The following is a 12119-nucleotide window of genomic DNA, read 5'->3' as shown; positions in this document are numbered from 1 at the left end:
TTGAATTCATCAAACGGACTGAATAAACGCCTGTTCTCATGGAGTATCGAAGAGATTCGACACGGTCAATTGTGGCCAGTTTCCATAGCATTAACACTGATCATTGCGTGTGTTTTTGCATTGTCGGCATTGGCCGAACGTATGGAGCAGGTGATTGTTAAACAGGGCAAAGATGCGCTTACTGCCGATAGCGTGTTTATCTCAGCAAACCCAATCCCGCAACCCTTGCTAGACCTCACTCAGGTTGAACAGTTAAAAAGCTCTCAGTTGACCCGTTTTTCAACGATGGCATTCAGTGATAACTCGATGCAGCTAGTGACGGTGAAAGCGGTTGAAAGTAATTACCCATTACGTGGAGAAATGATACTAGAAGGTGCGGACAATGTGTCTAGTAACCATGTTGCGCCAGGTGAACTTTGGTTAGACGAGCGTATATTTGCACAGCTTGAGGTTGAAATTGGTGACAATGTCACTATTGGCGATGCCGATTTAACGATAACAGGGCGTATCACCCAAGAGCCAGGTTTGAGCTTTAACCCATTCCAACAAATGCCTGCTGTGCTAATTCATACCAGCGATATCGAGGCCACTGGAGCGATTCAACCGGGCAGTCGTGTAAGCTTTAGGCTGTTTCTAAACGGTGATGATACAAAACTGAAAGCCGCGCAAGACAGCGTAGAATTAACACCAAGCGATCGCTGGCGCACGCAAGATTCTGCGAGTCGCACTAACGACATGTTCGAGAGCACAACTCAATATCTTTCGCTAACGGTTGCTATCGTTGTGATCATGGCGGCGACCACTTTGGTACTCACTTGCCAACATTATGTGGCGAGTCGCCGTAAAACCATCGCGATGCTTAAGAGTTTAGGCGCGAGCAAGCAATGGATCATTAAATGGTTGTTTGTACAGGTGTCTCTGTTAGTGGTCATCGGCGCTGTACTGGGAATTACAATAGGGGTCGGCTTAGAGTTTCTACTTCGTATACCATTAGGTGATTTGTTGCCAACACCACTTCCTAGCTATGGTATTGAACCTGTCATTTTGGCGATTTTATCAAGCATCCTCATTGGTGTGCCTGCTCTTGGTATTCCGTTAATTGGCTTGGTCAACACTTCGGCAATCAGCGTGATTCAATCAAGTCATCAATCAAATGAAAGCTACAAGAAATACTTGTTATTGCTGGTACCTATAATTCCAATGATGCTGATGTACGGCGACAATCTGTTGGTATGGATAGTTCTAGCAGGTATCGCATGCCTGTTCTTAGTGCTCGCGATTGTCAGTACGTTTGTTCTGCGTTTGGTCGGCAAGCTGCCGACGTCGACATCTATGCGTTTGGCATTGAGCCGAATTAATCGCACACCATTAGCAACAGGGATTCAATTTGGTTCTCTAGCGCTATCTTTGATGCTGCTATCGATCATATGGCTTGTGAGAAGTGACTTGTTGTCGGATTGGCAACAAACCTTGCCCGAGAACGCACCTAATGCGTTTGCGCTGAATATTGCGAGCTATGAGAAAGACAGTTATCTCGAGACGATTGATGCAAACGGAGTAGAGCGTACTCAAGCGTTTCCAATTATACGAGGAAGACTCACGACCATTAATGGCGTTGAAGCGGCAAAATACAGTGATACCTCACAAGAAACAGATGCACTAAGCCGCGAAATCAACTTCACTTGGGGAGATAGCCTTCCTGAGTACAATGAAGTGTTAGAAGGCAGCTGGACACAAGAGCAGGGCGTATCCGTAGAATCCGATGTCGCGGAGCAGCTGGGTCTAAAGATTGGCGATGAGTTATCGTTCACAATCAACAGCCAGAATGTCTCTGCCAAGGTGAACAGCATCCGAAAAGTAGAGTGGCGAGAAATGAAGCCGAACTTCTACTTCATATTTACGCCAGATGTCTTGAGCTCTATTCCTTCTACTTGGCTCGTGAGCTTCCGACTAGAAGAACAACATAATCAGATGCTCAACGAACTCTCTCGAAATCACCCAACCGTGAGTTTGATGGATATTCGTAAGATGGGTAGCAAGATCCAAGAGTTGCTCAAACAGATTGTTTGGTCGATAACCGTACTTGCGGCTCTGGGTGTGGTAGCAGGGTTGTTGCTAATCTTTACTCTGTTGCGATTGAGCTTGTCTCAAAGACAACAAGAGATACGTTTGTACCGCACTTTAGGTGCGAGTAAAAAGCGAATTCTCAACACTATTTGGTGTGAATACGGGTTAATGGCGTTTGTGGCTGGCTCGATTGCTGCGATGGGTTCTGAGCTCAGTGTTGCAGGAGTAATGAACTTTGGCTTCGAATTACAACCTTCACTCCACCCAATGCTGTGGATAGCGCTACCTGTACTAACGTTCATCACATTGGCCGCGGTAGTGAATAGCCTAATCAAACGTTTGTTGGCCCCCGTGAACAAGGATTTTGGCTAGTCGCTAGCGAGATCTCACAAATGCTTAAAACGGTTTAAAAGTGATATTATTTATATTTAGTCATGCACTATTTATATGGCGCCGCTTTAGACCGTTTTTTATTTGACCAATGGGTAGCACAAGTAACGAATATCGCACCTTAATTTTCCAATTTTTTAGTGTTTTTTAAAACTAATCGCACAATAATGCCGATTTAATGAACAGCGGTTAGTCCCTGTAAACAAAGGGTTTGCGCAACTTAGCAAGAACGTTATCAACAGTTATCCACAAAAACGGTGGATAACTTTAGGGATAAGTTAACATCTATGTTTTAAGAGTACTGAGGCAGCCTTTATGTGGCGTCACTTAGGACAATTTTGACTGTTAGAATAACCTTTAAAACTCTATCTGGAGTTATTGAGTCAAGAGATTATTTATGTTTTTTACATAGATATTAAATCCCACCGAACTAAGACCTTGATAAAAATGTGTTTTAATTCATCGCAGAACAAAAGTAGAATAGCGGCAGTTAATCTTATTCTACAGAACACGATGAACCACAACAAAACGGATACAAATCAGCCTTCTATTGCCATTGTTGGTGGTGGTATAGCCGGAACAACGAGCGCGATTCACTTTAGTGAGTTGGGTTTTAAGGTCACTATCTTGGAAAAAGGGCCGAGTTTGGTTAATGGCCCACCAATTTGCCACCTGCACGCTGGCGGCAATTTGTATCGGGATATTTCTGTAGAGCAGTGTCTTCAGTTGCTCACTCAGTCAATTGATACTGTCCGCTTGTTTCCCCACACGATCAATATTCGTCCGACAATTATTGCTGTTCCACACAGTGATGGTGGAGAGCCGTTGGATCTACTTCCGCGTCTAAAGATAATCAAGAACGCTTATGCTGAGCTTGTTAATCAAGATAAAAGCAACCAAGTGCTTGGTAAACCGGAAGAGTATTACAAGCTGTATGGTAAAGAAGAGTTACTAGCACTTGCTACCCGAACACAGCCTCTGAAACCAACATCGCTTGATGATTGGTGTATTCCTTTTGCGAAACATACGGATCTAGAAACCCTTAAGTATCCTGTTGCTATGGTCCAAGAGTATGGCTGGAGTGTATTCCGCTTATCTGCAACCGCTCAACTGTCTTTGGGGCAACAATCAAATTGCTCAGTATTAACCAACAGCCGATTACAATCTGTTGAATCGTTAGAGCAAGGCTGGTCTTTGACTTATACAGACGCTGAGAACCAAAGCTGTCATCTAACGACCGACTACTTGATTAATGCAAGTGGCTTTGAGACGGGCATCGTGGATGACTTTGTCGGTTCTAAGCAACAAAGGCTTGTTGAGTTCAAAGCCGCATATGTTACAGAGTGGCCGTATTCGCAAGAATGTAAGGAAGAGTGGCCAGAGGTTATCTTCCATGGCCCGAGAGGCACACCGCAAGGCATGGCTCAGCTAACACCGTACGCTGATGGTGTATTCCAACTTCACGGTATGACAGAAGGGATTACTCTGTTTGAGGGGGGGCTTGTTTCATCATCAACAGATTCATCACAACCTCAGCTGCCTTCTAAGCTTCTTAAGAAAATCGTATCAGGTTGGAGTGAAGAGCAGCTTGAATTAAGAACTCGCGCTGCGATAACACATATGTCTCAGTTCATCCCAAGTTTTAGCTCTGCACTGGTAGGTGGTAAGCCTCTGTTCGGTGCACAGCAGATTCCGGGAACCGATCCGAGCTTAAGAGCTTCAGATGTTTCATTCTGTGGTGAGCGCTATGCTCGACTTGAAGTAGTCAAAGCTTCCTCAACCCTAGAGGCTGCACAAAAGGTTGCTGAGCATTGGTTTGATGTCGCAGAGTCAGTATCGATTGAAGATACGCACTCGGTGACAATGTCACTTGATCTAAATGCTATTGAAAATAGAGCGATAGATTTGACACAAGAACGTGGATACCCAGAAGCGCTTGCAAAGGTGTCAGGTCAAGACCACGCTTAAAATTGCGCTGATTCACCTACCGTTTAAATCATGATGACCTCACCAAAAAAATCCAGCTTGCTGCAAACAGTAAGTTGGATTTTTAGTTTATATGTCTTGCTTCATGTTCGAAATTCTACCAATCACAGTAAGTAAGTGATCAAAAATAGCGTAGGAAAAAAGCTTGAGAACAAGGCGGCTCTTTTCGATAAGTAGTTATTCTACAATCAAAAATTCTAACGAAGTTATCGAGATTTTTAACAAGCTAGGGTGACCAGTTAATTACTACGATTGGTATTAAAGTGGCTTTTATCTACAGGGGCACATCAATAACCGAAAAATTGAGCCCATTGGCACCAAACATCTTGTAAGCCTAAGCGATCTCCCTTGCTGAATGATATCGCATGTCCAGGTTTGGCTTGTGCTAAGCGCGGTAAATCGATTCTGGCGACACATCCAATCTTTGGGTAGCCACCAATAGTCTGTCTGTCATTAAGCAACACGATAGGTTGCCCATCTTGGGGGATTTGAATTGCACCTAAGGCAATGCCTTCTGACAATAGCGAAATATCAGGTGAATCAACCGATTCACCACTCAGTCGATAACCCATGCGATTTGAATTTTGGTCAACGTGATACTGTGCGTTATACAAAGTCTCTTTTGCTGACTCGGAGAATAGTTCGCTTTGATAGCCTTCAATCACTCGCAGGTTCACTGGTAGGTTGTAATTAGGCGTGTATCGGAAGGTGACACTCAACGCTTTAAACGGGCGAGAGAGTTTGTGTTGGGTAAACGCAATTTGTTGCCCTTGCTGGCATGGCTCTCCATCTTGCGTTAATCCACCAATCTTTTCTCGAGTCACCGTAGAACAGCTATGAAGAGTTGATGGAACATCGAAGCCCCCCTTTATGGCTAAATACGCCCTTAGACCATTTTTAGGTAAACCAAATGAGAGAACTTGCCCTGCGAAAGCTTGAAAAGTACGCCAGTTCGACTGTGGTTTGCCATCAAGCTTCGCTTGTAAATCGCCACCACATAACGCCATCTCACAATCAAAGTCGATTCGTAACGCGCATTGCCCAAGAGTGATTTCCAACGCCGCTTGGTTGACTGGGTTTCCGAGCAGGTGATTGGCCCAGCTATACGAGTAATCATCAACAGGGCCACCTTGTGTCAACCCGAGATGAGCGACACCAAATCGTCCGAAATCTTGAATCAAACTCAACGGGCCGGGTTTAATCACTGTTAGTGTTGGTTTAGCTATTGTATTAACCATTAGCGACATCTCCACTAATCTCCATAAGCCTAAGCTCTACAAATTCTTGTTTTGAAATCGCGATGAAACGGACCGTATCACCGACATTAAGCAGAGACAGCGGCGTTTGCGTGGTATCAGCGTTCTTCAATTGGCTGTGATCAAACAGTGCGATCGGGCAATTGCCAATAATATTCCAACCGCCCGGTGAGTCCGAAGGATACACCGCCGTTTTCGTATCCGCGATGGCGATGCTGCCTTTCGGTACACTTAAACGTGGGGTTGAATGACGAGGCAAAGCAAGCTCGCTGACCACATTAGACATAAACGCAAAGCCAGGCGTAAACCCAATCGCACTGACGCTGTATGTTTGTGAGGTGTGATGTTGAATGATTTCATCCAGCGACATGCCTTTGGCTTGATATCGGTCTAAATCGAGTGCTGTTTCTGGTGAGTAATAGGCGGGAAGCTCGATAGTGTTACGCGTGTTACTAACGCTAGAGAAGGACGAAATAGCATGACTCAACAAGGCGTTGAGTTGTTCCATGAGCTGATGTTCTGAAATTCTATAAGGTAAGTAGTCAACCAGAATGGTGTGGTAAGCCGGTGTCACATTCATCAATACAGATGCTAAGTTTTGACGAATAGCATCGGAAAAATGAGCCATGTACTGCGCATATTGAGCGCTAGATTGATTATTTGAAGGCGATAGCGCCAAGGTGACCAAAACACTGCATTCTGCGACTGGCGCTATATTGAACTCAATTTGATTCGTCGTCATTTCGTTTCCATACTTTTGCTTGCCTTTGATTTACTTACTGCCTTTTATTCGCTTATTTGGCGTTTCTAACTTCCGTGTCTAAACCAATACAAAGCAATTAGACCTTACGAGCAATTGGTTAAGTGCTCGTAAGGCGAGCGATAAGGCCATGCGCCATACCAATCACACGCTTCATATTAGTTAAAAGCGTTGAGGTCTTGTCTGATTTTTCTAATTAATGCGATGGATTGGGGGTTATCACCATGAACACAAATGGTATCGGCTTCAATAGGCAGTCTTTCACCTTCAATGGTCGTGACCGAACCGTAGTTAATGATTTGCATGACTTGGTTGTAGATGTCATCTTGATTGACGTAAACCGAGCCTTTTTGTGTTCGCGGCGATAACTGTCCATTATTCAAGTATGCACGGTCGGCAAACGCTTCAAACAAGAGGGGTAAGTCATGATCGTCAGCAATATCTAAATACTGCTGATTGTCTGACGAAGAGAGGATCATTAAGGGGATGTTAAATTCAGCGACGGCTTGGGCAACGGCATTAAACACATCAATATTCGCCATCATATCGTTGTAAAGGGCGCCATGAGGTTTCACATAGCCAACAGAGGTGTGGTGATAGCGGCAAAGGGCTTGTAGTGCACCGACTTGATAACAAACCAGTTCACTGATCTCGTCCATAGTATGAGGAATAGAACGGCGACCAAACCCGACTAAATCTTGATAACCAGGGTGAGCACCTATTTGGGTGTGATAGTGCTGTGCCAGTTTAATAGTCTTGGACATAACGTGCGGATCAGACGCGTGAAAGCCGCAAGCGATGTTCGCCATATCGACCCATTCCATGACCGACTCATCATCGCCCATCTTCCAATTGCCGAAACTTTCTCCCATGTCGCAATTAAGCAAAATCTTCGTTGTCACGTGGTGCTAATCCTTTACGTTGAGGTAAGTAATGACGGTCTTATAAATGCCATAAATAAACAGTGACCTGACTCAAACTTTCGATACCGAAAATTTACCAGTATGGCATTTCATATATAGTTGAACTATTGATTAAAGGATTAATATCTATCTGTATATTAGGTGAGCACATGATATCGCGCCAGGTTTGCTTAGGACTAGCATTAACGACACCTGTTTTTGTAGCTGCTCAAGAAAACTCTTTAGACCAACTCATGTCGATGAGCCTTGAAGAGTTGTCTATGTTAGATGTTGAGATGGAAACGGCTTCGAAAGTGACACAAAAACTTGCCGACATTCCCTCATCGGTTTATGTACTTTCTAATGAGCGAATTCAACGCAGTGGGGCGAAAACCATTGCGGAAGTGCTGACGCTAGTACCCGGCCTCAAAGTGACTAAGTTTAACGAGACCTCGTGGTTTGTTTCGACGCGCGGCTTTCATGATGGGCTGTATAACAAAATGCTCGTGATGATGGATGGACGAAGCTTATTTAGCCCAGTCTATGGCGGCACGTATTGGAGCGATGTTGACTATATACTTGCCGACATCGAACGTATCGAAGTATTAAAAGGCCCCGGTGGAACGATTTGGGGAGGCAATGCAGTTAATGGTGTGGTGAATATCATTACTAAGTCTTCCAATGATACTCAAGGGACGTATCTCTCTGGTGTCGCTTCTAATACTGATAATTACGAGTTTAGTGTTCGTCAGGGTTTAAGCTTTAATGACGATGTGAATGTGCGTGCATTCTATAAGTACCGAGAAGAACCCACGTATCGCACAAACGAATCTGAAAAATGGAAAGCGCAAACGGCTGGGATGGTGTTTCAACCAAGTAATACTGAAGAAAACTGGTCATTGCGTATCGGCGGCGAGAAAAGCTTTTACGAGTCGGAACTCTATACGTTCCAATATGATAACTCAGGTTCGTTTGTCGGTTCACAAGCCAATGATTTCGATAACAAGAGCCAATCTGTTTACGTCCAATTCAACGACTCTCGCCATTTTGATGAAAGTTCGACACTCTCATATTCGTTATGGGGGGAATATAATGAGGATAACGCGCCAGATGCTCCGGGAAGCTACTCGACCCTCGATTTTGATTCGACCTATATCAACCAGCTATCTGTAAAGCATCAGATGACACTCGGTGGTGGCCTGCGATATATGTATCTTGATTTCTCGTCTAGCCAAATTTCGGACGTTGATTGGTACAATCCCGATTACGAAGGTCGAGCCTACAATATCCAATCTGCCAACGATTATATTGCGAACGCTTTTATACAGTCTCAAATTCAAATGACGGAAGCACTATCTATTACTATTGGTGCCAAGGTCGAGCACTTTACACAGAATGATTCAACTGAGCTTTCACCTCAATTGCGAGGTTTATATAAGTTAACTCAACGTCATTCTGTGTGGGCGGGGCTCAGCCGTGCAGTGGTTGCACCATCATATATGGATTCAAACTCTACATACTACTTCAACAGTTATAATACCGATTCAAACGACAGTTATCTGGATGTCTATAAATCAAACTCTAACCTTGAAATAGAGGACGTCATAACGGCTGAAATGGGGTATCGCTACTCTAACAATTCAAATTTCGAGCTCGATGCAACAATCTACCTGAGTGAACATGACAATCTACGCTTCCACAGCTATGACCCGAATGATATCCCCGCGAATCATGTCTATGTCGGTGCATTATCTGATGATTATAAAGCGAAAACCTATGGCTTAGAGCTAGGTGCAAGTTATCAACTTACAGAAGATCTCACCAGTTACCTTAGTTATGCTTATTCAACGTTAGAAGGCGAAAACAAGGGGGATGACCCTAAATCTAGCCCACAAACTGGCGTCTATTACGATATTGATAATGAACATTTAGCCACGGCACAGTTGATGTGGAATATCACCGATAGCTGGCAATTCGATGTTATCGGCCAATACATTAATGTGAATTACCCAGACTATTGGATAGCAGGCGATGGCACTCAATACGAATGGCAATCTTACCCACATGAAATAACCTTTGATGCACGTCTTGCATGGAAAAAATCATCCGCAGCACCTTTAATTGAAGTGGTCGTTGAAAACATTGGTAAGAGTGACGGTTATCAAGCTGAGTTCACGTCTGAGAAAAGTGCTAACCAAGAGTCCGTATATGTGAGGGTCTCTCATGAATTCTAAGTGGCTCAAGTACCGTATTAAGCTTGGTTTTACTAAACTCAGCATTGCCACTTTAGCTATGTTTATTGTGCCTTTGAATACATCGGCGGCTAGCTTCAAGCCTTATGAAGTGAAAGCGGTGTACCTATTTAGAATTGCCAACTTTATTCGTTGGAACGACGAAAGCACAATGAATACGGTTAACTTCTGTGTGATTGGCGATGAGAAGGTAAGCAAAGCACTGACGTCGATTACACAAGGAAAATCTATTCGTTCTCTTGCTATTCAAGTTCATCAATTGGTGACTCCTAAGTGTGATATCACTTATCTATCGGATCTCGATAATGATGAATTTAGCCGTAAAGCCCACTCACCACATACTGTGACGATTAGCGATATCCCAAACTTTACGGACATGGGAGGAGTCATTGAGCTAACGCACATCGATAATAAGCTAAAGCCTAAGATCAACTTAGTGAATGCAAGACGCGGTGAATACGTCATCGGCTCAAACCTGTTACGAATCGCTATAGTGGAGGGCCAATAATGTTGTCTTTCATTAATAATTTATCGATTAAAAACAAGCTGATATTACCGATTGTCATCTTCATCTCGGTTACTTTTGTGACGATTCAATCAGTTAATTACACTGTCACTTTTGAGCGAGAAAAAGAGAGTCTTATTCAGCGAGTTAAAGTGTTGGCACAAGGTGTTGCTTATAACCTGCAAGCCGCGATTCTATTTGAGGATAAATCCTCGGCTCAGGAGATTTTGTCAGCCTTCGTTGCGGATAAAGATATCGTCAGGGTGAAGCTCTATGACATTAATGAACAGCTTTTTGCGAGTTATCAAGTGAGTAATACGCTGGTTCCTAGGCCGAATACAGATGAATTAAATGACATCGCGGATCACCAATTTGCCATCTCCGAGAATTTCATCTTTTTGCTTGTTCCGGTGACGCTGGATGACGCTGTGATCGCTAACTTGAGAGTGACAATATCAAAAGAGACGTTTAATACGATCTTAACGAATATTTTCAAGGTTGCGGCCGTCTACTTGCTGTTTCTGGTAATCTTAGGCGGGGTACTGGTCAAATTGGTTCAACGCTTGATTATCGAACCGATGTTTGACCTTAATGAGGCGATGCAAGCCTTTGTTGAACGTCGTTCAGAACAACAAAAATTAGTCGCAACGAACCACGATGAGATAGGGGATCTGGTTCGAGCTTTTAATACCATGCTCGAAAGACTTCAACATCGTGACAACCAAATCAATTTTACGCTCGATAAACTACAAGAAGAAAAGTCGTTTGCAAATGAGGTAATTGAAACTGTTCAGCACTCGTTGTTGGTAGCCGATGAAAAAGGGTTCATCGTTCATGCGAACGCTGCTACTCATGACATTTTTAAATGTACCGAAGCGTTTCTTGAAAATTTGTTGATCCAAGAGTTGATCGCGACAAAGCAAACTGGGCTCTTACAAGAGGTTATCGACGCTAAGATTGAGCTCAATGACGAACTACTCGAAACCACCGATCTCTTTCACTCAAAACGCTGGCTTCGTGTGAGTAGCCGTTCGTTGCCAAAGCACGGTCGTATTCTTTATGCAATCCAAGATGTCACGGGGATGGAAACGGCCATGAGTCGCCAACGTATAGCTGCGGGTGTTTTTGAGAACAGCAAAGACGGCTTAATCGTACTGAATTCATCCAATGTAATTACCATGGTTAACCCAGCTGTCACCCAACTTCTCGGTTATCACGCCGATCTGCTGGTGGGCAAAACACCATTTGACGTGTTTTCTTGGCAACAATTTTCATCCCTAATGCCGACAATTCGCAGTTCATTGGAAAATTATGGGCAGTGGCAAGGCGAGGTATGGGAGAAGAGTGCATCCGGCACTTTGGTTCCAATGTTTGTAAAAGTGAATCGAGTTTCGTCAGACAACGAGAAAGACGAGTTTGATATGGTACTCACATTGTCTGATTTATCTAATGTCAAAGAGATGGAAAGGCTCGAACACTTGGCTCATCACGACGCATTAACGGGTTTGGCCAACAGAGCTCAGCTGTATAAAGTGATGGATGATGTAGTCACGTCTAGCCATTATTCTAATCAACACTTCGCGGTTATCTATTTGGATCTCGATGGCTTTAAACACGTTAATGATAACTATGGACACGATGCGGGCGACGAAATCCTCAAAGCAGTATCGAGCCGGTTGTTATCTCAAGTTCGTGCAGGAGATTTGGTAGCACGTTTGTCGGGTGATGAATTTGTTCTTATTATTAAACAAACCAACAAAGTCTTGTTAGCAAAGTTAGCGGAGCGACTGTTGGAGCTGATCGGGCAAGAAGTGACCCATAAACAGCGCTCGCTTCATGTTGGAGCGAGCTTGGGCATACACTTAGTTGATGGTTCAGAGCGTGATATAGACGTGATCCTAAAGGTTGCCGATGAGGCGATGTACCAAGCAAAACGCAAAGGAAAAGGTCAATTTGTGTTCTCTCGTGATAGTTAATAGCCGTAGGCGTTTGTGACCTCTA

Annotated in this window: 8 protein-coding genes; 5 read left to right on the top strand and 3 right to left on the bottom strand. The window is 43.8% G+C overall.

What is annotated here, in order from left to right; genetic code table 11:
* Together AC3CHU_RS23100 and AC3CHU_RS23095 are read left to right on the top strand one after the other, a co-directional pair.
* Window positions 1–2439, top strand: a complete 2439-nt coding sequence (locus AC3CHU_RS23100; protein ID WP_488525774.1) for an ABC transporter permease — start codon at window positions 1–3, stop codon at window positions 2437–2439.
* A gap of 531 nt (window positions 2440–2970) precedes the next feature.
* The gene (locus tag AC3CHU_RS23095; RefSeq protein ID WP_488525773.1) at window positions 2971–4425 is read left to right on the top strand and encodes an FAD-dependent oxidoreductase; all 1455 of its coding nucleotides are present in this window, start codon (window positions 2971–2973) and stop codon (window positions 4423–4425) included.
* Window positions 4426–4730: 305 nt separating this feature from the next.
* Here AC3CHU_RS23095 and AC3CHU_RS23090 read toward each other — a convergent pair whose 3' ends face one another.
* The 3 genes from AC3CHU_RS23090 to AC3CHU_RS23080 all read right to left on the bottom strand — a co-directional run bounded on the left by AC3CHU_RS23090 (window position 4731) and on the right by AC3CHU_RS23080 (window position 7361).
* Window positions 4731–5681 carry a 5-oxoprolinase/urea amidolyase family protein gene (locus tag AC3CHU_RS23090; RefSeq protein WP_372243723.1) on the bottom strand — a complete coding sequence of 317 codons (951 nt, stop codon included), beginning with the start codon at window positions 5679–5681 and terminating at the stop codon, window positions 4731–4733.
* Window positions 5674–6441 carry a 5-oxoprolinase subunit B family protein gene (locus AC3CHU_RS23085; RefSeq protein ID WP_488525772.1) on the bottom strand — a complete coding sequence of 256 codons (768 nt, stop codon included), beginning with the start codon at window positions 6439–6441 and terminating at the stop codon, window positions 5674–5676. Before AC3CHU_RS23085 ends, AC3CHU_RS23090 begins: the two co-directional genes overlap by 8 nt.
* Window positions 6442–6617: 176 nt before the next feature.
* Window positions 6618–7361 (bottom strand): 5-oxoprolinase subunit PxpA, encoded by a 744-nt coding sequence (locus AC3CHU_RS23080; RefSeq protein WP_017095551.1) that lies wholly within the window; start codon window positions 7359–7361, stop codon window positions 6618–6620.
* A 170-nt stretch (window positions 7362–7531) separates the two neighbouring features.
* On the opposite strand from AC3CHU_RS23080, the gene AC3CHU_RS23075 reads away from it, so the two are divergent.
* From AC3CHU_RS23075 to AC3CHU_RS23065, 3 genes are read left to right on the top strand one after another with little or no spacing between them, the layout of a single operon-like run.
* Window positions 7532–9595 carry a TonB-dependent receptor plug domain-containing protein gene (locus AC3CHU_RS23075; protein WP_488525771.1) on the top strand — a complete coding sequence of 688 codons (2064 nt, stop codon included), beginning with the start codon at window positions 7532–7534 and terminating at the stop codon, window positions 9593–9595.
* On the top strand, window positions 9585–10121 hold the full coding sequence (locus AC3CHU_RS23070) for a YfiR family protein (RefSeq protein ID WP_488525770.1): 537 nt from the start codon (window positions 9585–9587) through the stop codon (window positions 10119–10121). The genes AC3CHU_RS23075 and AC3CHU_RS23070 overlap by 11 nt, the downstream gene beginning before the upstream one ends.
* Complete coding sequence (locus tag AC3CHU_RS23065) at window positions 10121–12094, top strand: diguanylate cyclase domain-containing protein (RefSeq protein ID WP_488525769.1); 1974 nt, start codon at window positions 10121–10123, stop codon at window positions 12092–12094. Before AC3CHU_RS23070 ends, AC3CHU_RS23065 begins: the two co-directional genes overlap by 1 nt.
* Window positions 12095–12119: the final 25 nt, after the last annotated feature.

The sequence above is a fragment of the Vibrio sp. QJM3NY_39 genome (assembly GCF_057785895.1).
Note: the sequence above shows the minus strand (reverse complement) of the source record. Positions and strands in the feature narration are given on the sequence as shown.

Coding starts and splice junctions, on each gene's coding strand:
- AC3CHU_RS23095 (WP_488525773.1), top strand. CDS start 2,971: ATGAACCACAACAAAACGGATACAAATCAGCCTTCTATTGCCATTGTT.
- AC3CHU_RS23090 (WP_372243723.1), bottom strand. CDS start 5,681: ATGGTTAATACAATAGCTAAACCAACACTAACAGTGATTAAACCCGGC.
- AC3CHU_RS23085 (WP_488525772.1), bottom strand. CDS start 6,441: ATGACGACGAATCAAATTGAGTTCAATATAGCGCCAGTCGCAGAATGC.
- AC3CHU_RS23075 (WP_488525771.1), top strand. CDS start 7,532: ATGATATCGCGCCAGGTTTGCTTAGGACTAGCATTAACGACACCTGTT.
- AC3CHU_RS23070 (WP_488525770.1), top strand. CDS start 9,585: ATGAATTCTAAGTGGCTCAAGTACCGTATTAAGCTTGGTTTTACTAAA.
- AC3CHU_RS23065 (WP_488525769.1), top strand. CDS start 10,121: ATGTTGTCTTTCATTAATAATTTATCGATTAAAAACAAGCTGATATTA.